Origin of the sequence: Alicycliphilus denitrificans K601, assembly GCF_000204645.1 — a bacterium.
Lineage (GTDB): Bacteria > Pseudomonadota > Gammaproteobacteria > Burkholderiales > Burkholderiaceae_C > Alicycliphilus > Alicycliphilus denitrificans.
This window is the reverse complement of record NC_015422.1, coordinates 3,637,812-3,652,885: the sequence shown is the minus strand read 5'-3', so window position 1 is coordinate 3,652,885 and position 15,074 is coordinate 3,637,812. Positions and strand designations below refer to the sequence as shown.

Below are 15,074 nucleotides of genomic sequence, written 5' to 3'. Positions count from 1 at the left end.
CGTTTCCATCAGAGACAACACTACCGATGGCAGCCTCGCACGAGGCGGCCGTGCAGCGCGCGCTGCCGTCGATCTCCTGCGTCGTGCCCTGCTACAACGAAGCCGATAACCTGGAGAACCTGCTGCCGTTGCTGAGCGCAAGGCTCGCGAGCCTGGCCCCGCAATGGGAGATCGTGCTGGTCGACGACGGCAGCACTGATGCGACTGGCGAGCGCATGGACCGGTGGATCCGGCAACCGGGAGTGCACGCGTTGCAGCTGTCCCGCAACTTCGGCAAGGAGGCCGCGCTGACCGCGGGCCTGGAGGCGGCCGCGGGTGCGGTCGTGGTGATGATGGACTCCGACATGCAGCACCCTCCAGCGCTGCTCGACACCTTCGTGCGCCACTGGCGCGCCGGGGCCGACGTGGTCTATGCCGTGCGCGAGCACCGCGAGGCCGAGACCGCCTTCAAGCGCGTGGGCACGGGCTGGTTCTACAGGCTCATTAACCACGGCGACCGCTTCGAGGTGCCGCAGGGAGCGGGTGATTTCCGGCTCATGGACCGCAGGGTGGTGCAGGCGCTGCTTGCGCTGCCCGAGCGCAACCGCTTCATGAAGGGCTTGTACGCCTGGGTCGGCTTCGAGTCGGTGGCCGTACCCTACCTGCCCGACGAGCGCCAGCATGGCCGCAGCTATTTCAACAAGCTGCGGCTCCTGCGGCTCGCGTTCGCAGGCCTCACGGCTTTTACCGTATGGCCGCTGCGTGCGGTGATCGCTCTGGGCTTCGTGCTGGCGCTGGCGGCGTTCGGCTACGGCGCCTACCTGACCCTGGTGTACCTGCTGTACGGCCATGACGTGAGCGGCTGGACTACCATCGTCGTGAGTCTGATGCTGTTCGTGGGCATACAGCTCGTGTCGCTGGGCGTGGTGGGTGAATACGTGGGGCGCATCTACGAGGAAGTGAAGCGGCGGCCGCTGTACGTGGTCAAGCGCGAACTCGGCCAGGGATTGCGGAAAGACGAAGCATGAGGGCCGCGGCTTCTCGCACGGCCTGGCAGGGCAGCCTGGCCGTGCTGGCACTCACTTTCGCCTGGCTGGCCGCCACGGCCTGGATGCGCCCGCTGATGCTGCCCGACGAGGGCCGCTATGCCACGGTGGCGTGGGAGATGCTGCGCTCGGGCGACTGGCTCACGCCCGCGCTGGACGGCATGCCGTTCTTCCACAAGCCGCCGCTGTTCTACTGGATCACGGGCGCGGCCCTGTCGGTGGCGGGGCTTACCGAGATCGCGGCGCGCGCCGCATCGCTCGTGGGCGCCACGCTGGGCGCGTTCTCGCTATACCTGTTCACGCAGCGCTGGAGCGGCGGCGCGGCCGCGCGCCGCGTGCTCGTGCTGCTGCTGGTGCAGCCGCTGTTCTTCGCGGGCGGGCAGTTCGCCAACCTCGACATGCTCGTGGCGGGCTGCATCACCGCCACGGTGCTGGCGCTCGCGCATGCGGCGCTGTGCTTCGAGCAGGGGCTGGCCTACCGCCGCGTGCTGTGGCTGGCCTATGGCCTCGCGGCGCTGGGCGTGCTGGCCAAGGGGCTGATCGGCTTCGTGATTCCGGCCATGGTCGTAGGCCTTTGGCTCGTGCTTCGCCGGCGCTGGCGCACGGTGGCAGCGCTGCTGTCGCTGCCGGGGCTGGTGCTGTTCCTGGCCGTGGCTGCGCCCTGGTTCGTGGCCATGCAGCAGCGCTTCGACGGGTTCCTGCACTATTTCTTCGTGGTGCAGCATTTCCAGCGCTTCGCGGCGGGCGGGTTCAACAATGCGCAGCCGTTCTGGTTCTATCCCGTGGTGGTGGCGGTATTCAGCCTGCCTGCCATCTTGTGGGTGCGCGGCGTGTTCGCGCGCGGCTACTTCACGGCTGGCGGGGCGCATGGTGCGGTGCGCCTCTTGATGGCGCTGGCGGTGGGCTGCGTGCTGCTGTTCTTCTCGCTGCCGCAGTCCAAGCTACTGGGCTACATCCTGCCGGCCGTGCCGCCGCTGGCCTGGCTAATCGCCGATGCGAGCATGCGCGCGAATGAATCCGCATCGCGCCGCAACCGGTGGCGGGCCACGCTGGCCTGCGGCGCGCTGCTGGGGCTGGGGCTGGTGGCCGGCTTGGCGGCAAGCCAGTACCACTCCACGCGCGGCCTGGGTCTGGCGCTGCGCGAGCATCACCAGCCAGGGGAACCGGTGTTCATGCTCAAGGCTTACCCGTATGACGTGCCCTTCTATGCGCGCTTGCGGGAGCCTGCGTTCGTGGTCGATGACTGGAACAGTCCCGACGTTGCACGGCGCGACAACTGGCGCAAGGAGGTGGCAGACGCCGGGGCGTTCGCTCCCCTGCTGGCGCAACGCCTGCTGTTGACCCCCGAGGCCTTGCCAGCGGCGCTGTGCCGCGAAGGCGTGGCATGGGTGGTGGGCGCGAGTCAGCTGAACGAGCACTATGCGTTTTTGGAGCAGGCCCAGGTCATGTACATGGACCGTGGCGAAAGCCTCTGGCGCGTCGATGCGCGCAAGGGTGCGCTGGCTACGGCACTGGACTGCGCAGAAAGGCCCAATGGCGGCTCAGCAGGTAGGTGACCCCGGCCACGCCGACGAGCACCGCGGCCAGCAGCACGTCGTAGCGGACGCTGGTCCAACGCAGCAGCAGGGCATAGGCCGACTCGTTGACGAGAAAACCCCCGGCTGATATCGCGAAGAAGCGCAACCCCGCGCGGCCGATGGAGCTACCATGCCCGCGAAAGCTGAGCCGGTGGTGGCCGGTGAACGAAACGCCCAGCGCCACGAGCCAGCCCGCGACATTGGCCCGCAGGGGCGGCCAGCCGGCCAGGGCGACGAGGGATGTGGCCACGCACCAGTGCACGGCGGCAGCGGCGCAGCCCACCACGATGAACCAGCCGATGCGGCCGTGCTGCAACCGGGTGCTGCGGCGCGACATCGAGGGAGAACGGGAACGATGGGGCATGAAACGCCGCAGCATAGCAGTTGGCGTCACATCAGTATTTGCGTGGATGACTTCGGCCTGCACGAGGGCATCAACGAGGCTGTGTTCGCTCTGACTCGCCAGGGGCGCGTGCAGGCTGTGTCCGCCATGGTGGGTGGGCGGGCATGGGAAGAGGGCGCCCGGGCGCTGCGCATCCTTGATCCGCGGCGGGTCGAGGTGGGGCTACACCTGGACCTGACCGAATGCCCGCTGCAACCTGCGCTGCGAACACCCTTGGGGCGCCTGATCGCGCGCGCCTACCTGCGCCGGCTCGACGCGGCGGACTTGCGCACCGAGATCAGAGCCCAGCTCGATGCCTTCGAGCGAGCCATGGGCCGCGCGCCAGCCTACGTCGACGGCCACCAGCATGTGCACCAGTTGCCTGTGGTGCGCACGCTGCTGTTGCAGGAGCTGGCGCGCCGCTACCCGGCGGGCGGGCTGTGGCTGCGTGCCACGCACAGCCCGCAGGGCGCAGCGCATGCCGATGCGCGCACGGGCTTCAAGAGCCATGTGATCGCGTTCCTGGGAGCACGCGCGCTGTCGGCGCTGGCGCGGCGCCAGGGGCTGCGCCAGAACGCGCGGCTGCTGGGTGTGTACGACTTCACCGGGGGCGCGCAGCAGTACCGCGCGCGGCTCGGCCGCTGGCTGCGCGCCGCGCGCGATGGTGACCTGCTGATGTGCCACGTGGGCCTGCCCGCCCAGGCACCCGACGTGCTGGCGCGCGCGCGGCAGGACGAATTCGCGGTGATCGCTGCACCAGACTTCGAGACCCTGCTGCAGGGCACACGCGTGCGCCTGCGGCCCATGGGACAAATGTTGTGCCAGCAGCTACTTTTTTGATAGCTACAAGCGCTCGCCAGTCAAGCGCTGGAAGTTAAAAAAGCATTAATCCACTTTGGCGCCCGAGGCCTTCACCACCGACTGGTACTTGGCGCGCTCGGCGGCCATGAAGGTGTCGAACTGCTCGGGCGAGGTGGGCACGGGCTCGGCCATCAGGGCCTCGAAGCGGGTCTTGGTCTCGGGGGCCTTGAGCGCGTCGGTGAAGGCCTTGTTCAGCCTGGTGATCACCGGCTTGGGCGTGCCGGCGGGCGCCACCAGGCCCCACCAGGTGTCGATGGAGAAGCCCTTGAAAGTGTCCGACAGCGGCGGCACGCCGGGCAGCATGGGGCTGGCTGCGAGCGACGTGACGGCCAGCGCCTTGAGCTTGCCCGCCTTGATGTTGGGCGCGGCGGCGGCCAGGTTGTCGATGTTGAAGTCCACCTCGCCGGCCAGCAGCGCCAGCTGCGCGGGGCTGGCGCCACGGTAGGGAATGTGCAGGGCGTAGATGCCGGCCTTCTGCTTGAACATCTCGCCGGCCAGGTGGCCGGCGCTGCCGTTGCCGCCGCTGCCGTAGTTGAGCTTGCCGGGGTTGGCACGGGCGTAGGCGATCAGGTCCTGCACGGTGCGGATCTTGAGCTGCTCGGCGCGCGCGGCGTTCACCACCAGCACATTGGGCACGCGCACCATTTGCGTGATGCCGGCGAAGTCCTTGGCCGCGTCGTAGGGCATGCGGCTGTAGAGCCAGGGGTTCACGGCATGCGTGGCCGTGGCGGCGATGCCGATGGTCAGGCCGTCGGGGGCGGATTTGGCAACCAGGTCGGCGCCGATGTTGCCGCCGGCGCCGGCCTTGTTGTCCACGACGACCACGCCCAGCGAGTCGCGTACGCGTTCGGCCAGGGCGCGCGCCGTGACGTCGATGGGGCCGCCCGGCGCGTAGGGCACGACCAGGCGGATCGGACCGTCCTGCGCATGGCCCATGGGAGTTGCGAGTGCCGCACCGAGGGCGGCGGCCGTAAGGAGGATGCTTCTGCGGTTCATAGCCCTCCATTGTGCAAAAAACGGCCAGGCGATGCCTGGCCGGCGCGGGCTACTGGACCTGGACGCCGCTTTCCTTGACCACGCGCGCCCACTTGGACGTCTCGGCCGCCAGGTGCTCGGCCAGGGCCTGGCGCGAACCGCCGAGCGGCGCGGCGCCCATGTCGGCCAGGCTCTTCCTGACCTCGGGGTCCTGCAGGATCTCGTTGACCTCGGTGTTCAGGCGGTCGAGGATGGCGGCCGGCGTACCCTTGGGCGCGAGCAGCGCGAACCACGTCGACGACAGCAGCTTCGGATGGCCGAGCTCCGCGGTGGTCGGGACATCGGCCAGCGCCGGCGAGCGCGTCGGCGACATCACGGCCAGGGCCTTGAGCCTCCCGGCCTTCACCTGCCCGACCACGCCGGGCACGAGCTGGAACATGGCCTGTATCTCGTTGGCCATCAGGTTCGTCGTGGCCTGTCCCGGCGCCGCATAGGGCACATGCACCAGCTGCGCGCCCGTTTCGCGCTTGAAGAGTTCGCCGGCCAGGTGCATGGAGCTGCCGTTGCCCGTGGAGCCGTAGTTCAGGCGCCCCGGATTTGCCTTGGCGAAATGGATGAACTCCGCCAGGTCACGCACCGGCAGCTCGTTGTTGACCACGAGGATGTTGGGCACGTCGGCGACGAGGGCGATGGGTGCGAAGCTTTTCTGTGGGTCGAAAGGCAGGCCGCGGTACAGGCTGGGGTTCACGGCTAGTGTGCCTGCCCACGAGAACAGCAGCCTGGATCCGTCGGCTGGGGCCGTCGCCGCGGCCGACGCGCCGATGTTGCCGTTGGCGCCGCCGCGGTTGTCCACGATGACGGAGGCCTTGAGCCTCTTGCCAAGGCGGTCGGCCATCAGGCGGGCGATCGTGTCGCCCGTGCCGCCGCCGCCCGGCGCCGGGACGATGATCTGGATCGGCTTGTCGGCCGCGGGCCATTCGGCGGCCGATGCGGGCGCGGCCAGGCCGGTGGCCAGCGTGCCGGCCAGCGCGAGGGAGAAGAGGGAATTGCGCATGGTTTGTCTCCTTGGGTCTTTGGTTGCCGATATCGCCGGCCTTGCGCTGGCGTCAGGCGCAGGCAAGGCCTTCCTGGAATTGGTGGGTGGCGCGCACGGCGGCGCGGATGCTGGCGTCCGTGGCCGCCACCGGCAGCACGCAGCCCGGGCCGATCATCAGGCGGCGCCCCGCGGCCTGGGACAGCGCCTCGTGCACCTGGTCTTCGATGTCCCGCTCGCTGCCGCGCAGCAGCGTGCCGTGCTCATCGATGCCGCCCACGAGCAGCCGGGGAAAGCGCTCCGCGGCCTGCGCGATCGTCGGATCGGTCAGGCGGTCGTGCCAGTTGAACATCTCCGCCGGGTAGTCCGAGAGCAGGTCGAACATGATGTCGTCGCCATGGGCGTGCAGCATGTTGAAGCGGGCCTTGTCGCGCAGCGCCTCGAAGACCATCAGGTCATAGCGCTTGCCGAAGCGCTCGTACTCCGCCGTGCTCAGCAGCCGGTGCGATGCCTGCTGCGTTGCGAAGAACACGCCGTGGGCGCCCAGGGCCAGCGCGTCCAGCGCGAAGCGGATCGTGACCTCGGTGATGACCATCAGCGCGCGCTCCAGCTCGTCGGGGAAGCACCGCAGGTCGGCGAACATCTTCTCGGTGGACATCTTGCGCGCCGTCGTCAGCGGGCTGAACACCGTCTGCAGCAGCGGCACCCGCCCCCCGAGTCCTCTGGCCGCGGCGGCAAGGGCCTCGTTCTGCCGGCCGTAGGAGCCCTGGCGCACGTCCAGGGGGGCGATGCGCCGCCAGTCCTCGGTGCGCAGGACGGCCGGCTGGACCACCTCGCGCGCGCCGTTGGCCGCCCCGCGGTACGCGCTGACCGCGCCCCAGTCCTCGACCCCGTAGGTTCCCGAGGGCATGAACTTCACGAGGTCGAACTGCCACTTGTCCTGCCACTGCAGCGTGTGCGCCACCAGCTTGTCGGGGTGCAGGTCGTCTTCGGGGAAGTGGCGCCACAGGGCGATCGGGGGGCGGTCGGTCGCTTCGCCGCCGATCGCCGCTTCGATGCGCTGCCAGTGGTTCATGGGCTGCATGGACTGTCTCCTTGGATTGCGTCGCCGGACTGCGGGCGGGTGCGCAAGGCGCCATGTTCCCGGGGGCGGGCCTGGCCCGGGCAGTTCTGCGACGAGGTTGAGATGCAGCCAGTCTTTCACGGCGCACGCGCCGGGACAAACGAGTTAATCCAACAGTTCAGTTTGTCAAAGGCAAACGCTCATCCAGGATGGCCCATTCGCGGCGGGTCTTCAGCCGGCCGCGGGGCCGCGATAGGCCCCGCGCAGCTGCTGCAGCAGGGCCAGGGCGTGGCTGGACAGCAGCTTCTCGTCGCTTCTGGCGCACACGCTCAGCTGGCGCACGGCCCAGGGCTCCAGCAGGGTCAGGGTTCTGACGCCGTCGTCCTGCAGATTGCGCATCACCGAGCGCGGCACGATGGCGATCCCGGCGCCCGAGCGTACCAGCGCGACGACGGCGGAAAAGCCTGCGACCTGTATGCGCACGTCGATCGGATAGCCCAGCGCCGCAGCCTTGCCGGCGATGAAGGTGTGGATCGCCGTTCCGCTGGCCAGGGAGACGATGGGGTGTGCAAGGCACTCGACGAACCGGACCTTGCCGTCCTGCCCCAGCTCGGTCGCGGCCGGCGCTACGATGACCAGCTCGTCCTCGTGGTAGGGCCAGAACGTCACGTCGGGGTGCTCGTCGCTCCAGGTGACCACGCCGATGTCCGCCCGGCCCTCGGCCACGGCCGCGACGATCTCGTGGCTGAGCCGTTCCTCCAGCGACACCCGCACGGCGGGGTAGGCGCGCAGGAAGACCGAGAGGTTCTCCGGCAGGTAGGACGCGATCGCCGTGCTGTTGGCGAACAGCGTTACGTGGCTCTTCACGCCCTCGGCATAGGGCGCCAGGTTGGCGTGCATCTGTTCGAGCTCGGCCAGGCAGCGGCGGCAATGTTCGAGCATCACCTGGCCCGCGCGGGTCAGCGATACGCCGCGGGCCTCGCGGACGAAAAGCCGGGTGCCCAGGCTTTCCTCCAGCTGCTTGATGCGCAGGCTGGCCGAGGAAGGGGCGAGAAAGCAATGCGCCGCGCCGCGCGAAACGTTGCCCGCATCGGCGACGGCGACGAAGAGCCGGATGTCGACCAGGCTGTAATGCATCAGCTTTTGCATTTGACAAATGCTGGTTGTGAGAAAGCCCGTTTGTACACCAGCCCCGGCAATGGAAGACTTTGCGCATCCGGGCACAGGGCCGTGCTCCGGACAACGACACGAAGGAACACCAGGAAATGCCATCGATTCAAGTGACGTCCAGAAGCTGGGTTCTGGAAGCAGTGCGGCGCATAGAGCGCGATTTCCAGCGCTCGTCCGACACCCATCTGCTGCAGCTCGACCTGCCCGCCATGCCGCAGGTGCGGCTCTACCTGAAGGATGAATCGACCCACCCCACGGGCAGCCTCAAGCACAGGCTTGCCAGGTCGCTGTTCCTCTATGGGCTGTGCAACGGCTGGATCCGCGAAGGCACGACCATCGTGGAGGCGTCCTCGGGCAGCACGGCCGTGTCAGAGGCCTATTTCGCGCGCCTTCTGGGCCTGCCCTTCGTCGCCGTGATGCCGCGCGGCACGTCGGCCGCCAAGATCGCGCAGATCGAGTTCTATGGCGGCCGCTGCCACTTCGTCGGCAGCTCCGCGCAGCTGTACGCCGAGGCCGAGCGGCTGGCGCGCGAGTGCAACGGCCACTACATGGACCAGTTCACCTACGCGGAGCGGGCCACCGACTGGCGCGGCAACAACAACATCGCGGAATCCATCTTCCAGCAGATGCGCGGCGAGCCGCACCCGACGCCGGCCTGGATCGTGGTCGGCGCGGGCACGGGCGGGACTTCCGCCACCATAGGCCGCTACATCCGCTATCAGGGATGCGCCACGCAGCTGTGCGTCGTGGACCCCGAGCATTCGGTGTTCCACAGCTACTTTCACCACCGCGATGCCTCCATCACCAGCGCGCGCGGCTCGGACGTGGAGGGCATAGGCCGGCCGCGCGTGGAGCCATCGTTCGTGCCCGACGTCATCGACCGCATGGAGCGGGTGCCCAACGCCGCGTCCTACGCCGCCATGCGCGTGCTGCAGCGCCTGGTGGGGCGTCGCTACGGGGGCTCGACCGGCACCGACTTCTACGTGGCCATGCAGCTGGCCTGCGAAATGGCGCAGCGCAACCAGGCCGGCTCCATCGTGGCCCTGGCGTGCGACTCCGGCGATCGCTACATGGACAGCTACTACGACGACGCGTGGCTGGCGTCGAACCACTACGACATCGCGCCCTATGTCGTGCAGCTCGAAGAAGCCTGGCTGCGCGGCGTCTGGCGCGATGGGGGCGGCTCCCGACCGGCTGCGCAGCCGAGCGCCAGCGAAGCTGCGGCACTGGCCGCCGCCGGGTAGTGCCGCTCAGCCTGCGAGCTTGTCCGCCTCGGACGTGAAGGCGTCGGCGTAGAACTCGTACTCCGGCAGGCCGGCCTGCTGGACGAAGTCGCGGCGCGCCGAGTCCACCACGATGGGCGCGCCGCAGGCATAGACCTGATGGCCCGAGAGGTCGGCGATGTCCTCCATGACGGCCTGGTGCACGAAGCCCGTACGGCCCGTCCAGCCGTCTTCGGGCAGGGCGTCTGACACCACGGGCACGTAGCGCAGCTGGGGCATGGCGGCCAGGCGCTCGCGCACCCAGCCGTCCATGTACAGGTCCTGCGGGCGGCGCCCGCCCCAGTACAGCGTGGCCGGGCGCACGATGTCCTTGTGCTGCATGTGCTCGATCAGCGCCTTGATGGGCGCGAAGCCCGTGCCCGAGGCCAGGAAGACCATAGGCTTGTCCGAGTCCTCGCGCAGGAAGAAGCTGCCGAACGGCCCCTCCACGCGCAGGATCTCCTTTTCCTTCATGTCGCCGAACACATGGGTGGTGAACTTGCCGCCGGGCATGTGGCGTATGTGCAGCTCCACGCCGGGCGCGCTCTCCTGCATGTGCGGCGCGGTGGCCATGGAGTAGGCGCGGCGCGCGCCGTCGCGCAGGATGAATTCGATGTACTGGCCCGCGTGGTAGCGGAAGCTGTCGTTCGCCGGCAGCTGCAGGCGCACCTGCATCACGTCGTGCGAGGCGCGCGTGAGCGCGGACACGCGCACGGGCAGCTTGCGTATGGGGTAGGCGCTTTCGTCCGTCACCTGGCGCGATTCGAGCACCACGTCGGTCAGGGGCTTCGCGCAGCAGGTGAGCACGTAGCCGGCTTCTTCCTCCTCGACGCTCAGCGCCTTGTGCTGGTGCTCGCCATGCACCACCGATCCGCTGAGCTTCTTGCATTTGCACGAGCCGCAGGCACCATCCTTGCAGCCGTAGGGAAGGCCCACGCCGCTGCGGATGGCGGCCGTCAGGATGGGCTCGCCGGCCTGCGCCTCGAATGCGCGGCCGCTGGGCTGCACGGTGATCTGGAAGGTCGCCTCTGCGGTCTGTGCGCTCGTCATGTATGGGTATCCTTGGCGTTCTGTCTTTTCTGGGGCCATGCCCCGCTCATCGCTCGACGGAGCCGATTTTGCCCTCAAACCAAAACCCTCTCGGCGCCCTGCCGGCGCGCTTTCGGCGCCAGCGCCTGCTCATCATCGGCTGCGGCGACGTGGGCTTGCGCGTGGCGCGCAGCCTGGGCGCGGGCGGCCCGCGCCCGCGCGTGCTGGCGCTGACTTCCTCGCCCGCGCGCGTGCCCCAGCTCCGCGCCGCCGGCGTCATGCCGCTCGTGGGCAACCTGGACGACGCGGCCTCGCTGGCGCGCCTAGCCGGCCTGGCCACGCGCGTGCTGCACCTGGCGCCGCCGCCGGGCGAGGGCGCGGTGGGGCCGCGCTGGTGGCTGGACCGGCGCAGCACGGCGCTCGTGCGCGTGCTGCGCCGGCGCGCACTGCCGCAGGCGCTGGTCTACGCTTCCACCAGCGGCGTGTATGGCGACTGTGCGGGCGAGTGGGTGGCCGAGTCGCGCCCCGTGGCTCCCGCCACGCCGCGCGCCCAGCGCCGGGTGAACGCCGAGCGCGCGGTGCGCCACCTGGGGCGCGCGGGCGTGCGCGCCAGCATTCTGCGCGTGCCCGGCATCTACGCCCCCGACCGCGAGGGCGGCACGCCCGAGGCGCGGCTGCGCCGCGGCACGCCCGTGCTGGCGGCGCCCGACGACGTGTATACCAACCACATCCATGCCGACGACCTGGCGCGCGCCTGTGTGGCGGCCCTGTGGCGCGGGCGGCCGCAGCGCGCCTACAACGTGGCCGACGACAGCCAGCTGAAGATGGGGGATTACTTCGACTTGGCGGCCAACCTGTATGGCCTGCCGCGCCCGCCGCGCGTGGCGCGCAGCCTGGCGCAGCAGCAACTGCCCCTGTCGCTGCTGAGCTTCATGGGGGAGTCGCGCCGACTGGTCACCACGCGCATGGCGCGCGAACTGCGCCTGCGGCTGCGCTACCCCACGGTGCGCGAGGGGCTTCAGCGCGGATAGGTGTTGCCCTGCGCGTCGTAGCAGCGGAACACGTTGCAGTGCGTGATCTCGCGCCGGGGCGCGGGCACGGCGGGGCGCGGCGGCACGACCACCATCGGGGGGCCGTAGTAGGAAGGGACGGAGCGGTAGCCGCGGCTGCGCTCGGCGCGGGCGTACTCGGCGTGGCTGAGGCAGGCCAGGTCGGCCTGGCGCTGGGCGGCGTCGAGCCTTGCCTGCTCGTCGTACATACCCTGGCCCATGGTCGCCAGCACGTCCTGCAGGCTCTTGCGCGCGCGCTGGCATTCCATCGACCGGGCGGGGTCGCTGCCCGCGGCGGGGCGGGCGGAGCGCTCGGCCTGCTGCGTCTCGCGGCGCTGCCGTGCTTCCATCTGCTGGCGCTCGTGCTTGCGCTCCAGGGCCTTGGCCGCCTGTTCGCGCTCCTGTTCTATCTCCTGCGGGCTCTTGCGCGCCTCGACCTCGCGGGCCGCCTCGCCGCGGCCGCAGTCGCCGTCGGTGTAGGTGACCTTGCCGGTGGCCGGGTCGGTGCAGCGCATGACCTGGGCCGCGGCCGGCAGCGCGCAGCACGCGGCGATCGCCATAGCCAGGGCCATGTGCGCGGCGGGCTGGAGCGAGATGGACATGGGGCGCGCTGTCGCCGGTGTGTCGTGGAAGGGGTCAGCGCCAATCGGGGCGCGGGCCGCCCGGTCGCTGGTCCATGCCCTGGTTGCGGCGCTCGCGCTCGGCCTCCATCTCGGCGCGGCGCTCGCGCTCGAACTGCTCGCGGCGTGCGCGCACGACGTTGGGGTCGGGGTGCTGCAGCAGGCGTTCTTCTTTGGCGCGGCGCTCCATCTCGCGGCGCCGGTCGGTTTCCCAGCGTTCGGCCTCCCGCCTATCGGCTTCCCGGCGGCGGTCGAACTCCCGGCGCTGCGCGTCGCGGCGCTGCTGGGCCTCGCGCCACTGGCGTTCGCGCCATGCGTCCTCGCGCCAGCCGGGCGGCGGCGGGGGATAGTCGCGCCAGCCCAGCGGGGGGGCGGTGTAGATCACGCCGGGCTGCTCGTACACCGTCATGGACGACGAGCCAGAGTAGTAGCCGCCGCCGTCATAGTAGGGATCGCCCGGCACGGCAACGCAGCCGGCAGCCAGCAGGCCAAGCATGCAGGCGGCGGCGGTGCGCGACGGGAGAGGGTGGAAAAGGGGCATGGAGGTCTCCCTGTGCAGTGGTGGCGGCTCGTGCCGGGGCTTTAGTGTCAGACGCGCGGCGGGGCTCTTTGGTTGACCCGGCGGCACCGGCTTTGCCGGGTTTTGCGCATTCTTCACCATTGTGTCGCCATGTTGCAGGGGCTCCAGCAAAAAGCCCCGCCGGGGGAGGGCGGGGCCTGCGGGCGTGCGCGAGCGGGGGAACTCAATCCATCGTGAGCTTCTGCTTGTCCACCACGTTCTTGTAGGCGGTGTACTCGGCCTTGATTTCCTGCGCGAACTTCTCGGGCGTATCGGCGACGATCAGCGAGCCCGTGTCCTCGATGCGCTTGCGGATCGCGGGGTCCTTGAGCACCTTGCGCACGGCGGCGTTCACCTTGTCCACGATGTCCTTGGGCAGGCCTTTGGGGCCGACGATGCCGTAGTACGCCATGCGGTTCACGTTGGGCGCGCCCACCTCGGCCAGCGTGGGCACGTCCGGCAGCACGGCCAGGCGTTGGGGCGCGGCCACCACGAGGGCGGTGAGGCGCTTTTCCTTGATGAAGGGCAGGGCTGAGGGCAGGTTGTCGAAGATCAGCGGAATCTGGCCCGCCACGGCGTCGTTGAGGGCGGGGCCGGAGCCGCGGTAGGGCACGTGGATCATCTGGGCGCCCGTCTCCAGCATGAACATTTCCATCATCAGATGGCCGATGCTGCCGGTGCCGGGCGAGCCGAACGAGTACTTGCCGGGGTTCTTCTTGACCTCTGCGAGGAAGCTCTTGTAGTCCTTGCCGGCGAACTGGGGGTTGGCGGCAATGACGTTGGGCGTGGCCGCGATGTTCACGACGGGCGTGAAATCCGTGAACACGTTGTAGGGGATCTTGGGGTTGATGGCCGGGTTGGTGGCCGTGGTGGAGACGGTGGCCACGCCCAGGTTGTAGCCGTCGGGCGCGGAGCGGGCGGTTTCGGCCGCGCCGATGGCGCCGCCGCCGCCGCCCTTGTTCTCCACCACCACGGGCTGGCCCAGTTCGCGGCCCAGCGGGTCGGCCACCACGCGGGCGATCAGGTCGGTGGTGCCGCCCGCGGCGAAGGGCACGAGCAGGCGGATGGGCTTGGTGGGGTAGCTCGACTGGGCATGGGCCGTGGTACCCAGCAGGGCCAGCATGCCCAGGGTGAGGGCGGTGCGACGGATCATGTGCTTATCTCCTTTTTTGAAATGTGCAAGCAATGCGATGCCAGTGATGGCGGGGGTGGGTGAAAAAATCAGACGGCCCTGCTTTCCCTGAGGGCGGCGATGGCCGGCGCGTCCAGGCCCAGTTCGCGCAGGATCTCGTCGGTGTGCTGGCCCAGCGCGGGCGGGGCGCCGCGGTAGGCCACGGGCGTGGCGGACAGACGCATGGGGCTGGCGACGGTGGCCACGGTGGCGATGCCGTCGCCGGCATCGCGCGGCAGGTCCACGCGGGTGCCGCGCGCGCGCACCTGCGGGTCGTCGAAGGCCTGGGCGATGGTGTTGATCGGGCCGCAGGGCACGGCCTTGTCCTCCAGCAGCGCGATCCACTCGGCCGTGCTGCGCTGGCGCATCAGCGGCGCCAGCCGCTCCAGCAGCGCGGCGCGGTGGCGCACGCGCGCGGTGTTGGTCGCGAAGCGCTCGTCCTGCGCCCAGGCGTCATGGCCCACGGCGGCGCAAAAGCGCGCGAACTGCCCGTCGTTGCCGATGGCCAGCAGCACGTTGCCGTCGCGCGTCTGGAAGTCCTGGTAGGGAGCCAGGCTCGGGTGGATGTTGCCGGCGCGGCCAGGGGCCTGGCCGGTAGCGAGAAACCCCGCGGCCTGGTTGGCGAGGACGGCCATGCCCACGTCCAGCAGCGCCATGTCGATGTGCTGCCCCTCTCCCGATGCGTTGCGGGCGTTGAGCGCGGCCAGGATGGCGTTGCTGGCGTACAGGCCGGTGAACACGTCGATCACGGCCACGCCCACCTTCAGCGGGCCGCCGCCGGGCTCGCCGTCGGCGTGGCCCGTGATGCTCATGAGGCCGCAGGCGGCCTGCACCATCAGGTCGTAGCCGGCGCGCCCGGCGTACGGCCCCGTCTGGCCGAAGCCGGTGATGGAGCAGTAGACCAGGCGCGGGTTCAGCGCCCTGAGGCTGTCGTAGTCCAGGCCGTACCGCGTCAGGCCGCCGACCTTGAAGTTCTCCACCACCACGTCGGCCTGCTGCGCCATGCGGCGCAGCAGGGCCTGGCCCTCGGGGTGGGCCATGTCCACGGTGATGCTGCGCTTGTTGCGGTTGCAGGCGGTGAAGTAGCTGGCCTCGCGCGTGTCGCGGCCGGCGCCGTCCTGCAGGAACGGCGGGCCCCAGTGGCGCGTATCGTCGCCGGCCGCGGGGCGCTCGACCTTGACCACGTCCGCCCCCAGGTCGGCCAGCATCTGCGTGCACCAGGGGCCGGCCAGCACGCGCGACAGGTCCAGCACCTTGATGCCGGCCAGGGCGCCCGGGGTGGGTATGCTCATTTTTAA

The 15,074-nt window shown here is 69.8% G+C and carries 15 protein-coding genes; 5 read left to right on the top strand and 10 right to left on the bottom strand.

Translation table 11 applies throughout. From position 1 onward, the window contains the following. Window positions 1-26 precede the first annotated feature (26 nt). A complete protein-coding gene (locus tag ALIDE2_RS17415) occupies window positions 27-1,007 on the top strand; it encodes a glycosyltransferase family 2 protein (protein ID WP_013722762.1) in 981 nt (326 codons plus the stop codon). Beyond that, window positions 1,004-2,581 (top strand): ArnT family glycosyltransferase, encoded by a 1,578-nt coding sequence (locus ALIDE2_RS17410; RefSeq protein WP_013722761.1) that lies wholly within the window; start codon window positions 1,004-1,006, stop codon window positions 2,579-2,581. The genes ALIDE2_RS17415 and ALIDE2_RS17410 overlap by 4 nt, the downstream gene beginning before the upstream one ends. Here ALIDE2_RS17410 and ALIDE2_RS17405 read toward each other — a convergent pair. Beyond that, complete coding sequence (locus ALIDE2_RS17405) at window positions 2,529-2,939, bottom strand: GtrA family protein (RefSeq protein ID WP_013518286.1); 411 nt, start codon at window positions 2,937-2,939, stop codon at window positions 2,529-2,531. The two genes, ALIDE2_RS17410 and ALIDE2_RS17405, sit on opposite strands and share 53 nt — an antisense overlap. Window positions 2,940-3,008: 69 nt before the next feature. Between ALIDE2_RS17405 and ALIDE2_RS17400 the strand changes: the two genes are divergently transcribed. Beyond that, complete coding sequence (locus tag ALIDE2_RS17400; protein ID WP_238530043.1) at window positions 3,009-3,824, top strand: ChbG/HpnK family deacetylase; 816 nt, start codon at window positions 3,009-3,011, stop codon at window positions 3,822-3,824. Window positions 3,825-3,869: 45 nt separating this feature from the next. Here ALIDE2_RS17400 and ALIDE2_RS17395 read toward each other — a convergent pair whose 3' ends face one another. From ALIDE2_RS17395 to ALIDE2_RS17380, 4 genes are all read right to left on the bottom strand, one after another. After that, complete coding sequence (locus ALIDE2_RS17395; RefSeq protein WP_013722759.1) at window positions 3,870-4,841, bottom strand: tripartite tricarboxylate transporter substrate binding protein; 972 nt, start codon at window positions 4,839-4,841, stop codon at window positions 3,870-3,872. Window positions 4,842-4,890: 49 nt separating this feature from the next. Beyond that, window positions 4,891-5,874 carry a Bug family tripartite tricarboxylate transporter substrate binding protein gene (locus tag ALIDE2_RS17390; protein WP_013518289.1) on the bottom strand — a complete coding sequence of 328 codons (984 nt, stop codon included), beginning with the start codon at window positions 5,872-5,874 and terminating at the stop codon, window positions 4,891-4,893. Window positions 5,875-5,926: 52 nt separating this feature from the next. Then, window positions 5,927-6,937 carry a uroporphyrinogen decarboxylase family protein gene (locus ALIDE2_RS17385; RefSeq protein WP_013518290.1) on the bottom strand — a complete coding sequence of 337 codons (1,011 nt, stop codon included), beginning with the start codon at window positions 6,935-6,937 and terminating at the stop codon, window positions 5,927-5,929. Window positions 6,938-7,147: 210 nt separating this feature from the next. After that, window positions 7,148-8,065: a LysR family transcriptional regulator gene (locus tag ALIDE2_RS17380; protein ID WP_013722758.1), complete on the bottom strand. Its 918-nt coding sequence runs from the start codon at window positions 8,063-8,065 to the stop codon at window positions 7,148-7,150. 116 nt (window positions 8,066-8,181) lie between these two features. On the opposite strand from ALIDE2_RS17380, the gene ALIDE2_RS17375 reads away from it, so the two are divergent. Further along, window positions 8,182-9,330, top strand: coding sequence for a PLP-dependent cysteine synthase family protein (locus ALIDE2_RS17375; RefSeq protein WP_013722757.1), 1,149 nt, complete (start codon window positions 8,182-8,184; stop codon window positions 9,328-9,330). A 6-nt stretch (window positions 9,331-9,336) separates the two neighbouring features. On the opposite strand, the gene ALIDE2_RS17370 is transcribed toward ALIDE2_RS17375, so the two are convergent. Next, window positions 9,337-10,398, bottom strand: coding sequence for a CDP-6-deoxy-delta-3,4-glucoseen reductase (locus ALIDE2_RS17370; RefSeq protein WP_013722756.1), 1,062 nt, complete (start codon window positions 10,396-10,398; stop codon window positions 9,337-9,339). A 68-nt stretch (window positions 10,399-10,466) separates the two neighbouring features. Here ALIDE2_RS17370 and ALIDE2_RS17365 point away from each other — a divergent pair, with 68 nt between their 5' ends. Next, the gene (locus ALIDE2_RS17365; RefSeq protein WP_013518294.1) at window positions 10,467-11,408 is read left to right on the top strand and encodes an NAD-dependent epimerase/dehydratase family protein; all 942 of its coding nucleotides are present in this window, start codon (window positions 10,467-10,469) and stop codon (window positions 11,406-11,408) included. Here ALIDE2_RS17365 and ALIDE2_RS17360 read toward each other — a convergent pair. From ALIDE2_RS17360 to ALIDE2_RS17345, 4 genes are all read right to left on the bottom strand, one after another. Continuing rightward, window positions 11,396-12,028 carry a DUF4124 domain-containing protein gene (locus ALIDE2_RS17360; protein ID WP_013722755.1) on the bottom strand — a complete coding sequence of 211 codons (633 nt, stop codon included), beginning with the start codon at window positions 12,026-12,028 and terminating at the stop codon, window positions 11,396-11,398. The two genes, ALIDE2_RS17365 and ALIDE2_RS17360, sit on opposite strands and share 13 nt — an antisense overlap. Before the next feature lie 34 nt (window positions 12,029-12,062). Then, entirely contained in the window at window positions 12,063-12,587 is a 525-nt protein-coding gene (locus ALIDE2_RS17355; RefSeq protein WP_013518296.1) for a hypothetical protein, read from the bottom strand. A 202-nt stretch (window positions 12,588-12,789) separates the two neighbouring features. Further along, window positions 12,790-13,758 (bottom strand): tripartite tricarboxylate transporter substrate binding protein BugE, encoded by a 969-nt coding sequence (locus ALIDE2_RS17350; protein WP_013518297.1) that lies wholly within the window; start codon window positions 13,756-13,758, stop codon window positions 12,790-12,792. A 68-nt stretch (window positions 13,759-13,826) separates the two neighbouring features. Further along, window positions 13,827-15,068, bottom strand: a complete 1,242-nt coding sequence (locus tag ALIDE2_RS17345; RefSeq protein ID WP_013722754.1) for a CaiB/BaiF CoA transferase family protein — start codon at window positions 15,066-15,068, stop codon at window positions 13,827-13,829. Window positions 15,069-15,074 lie beyond the last annotated feature (6 nt).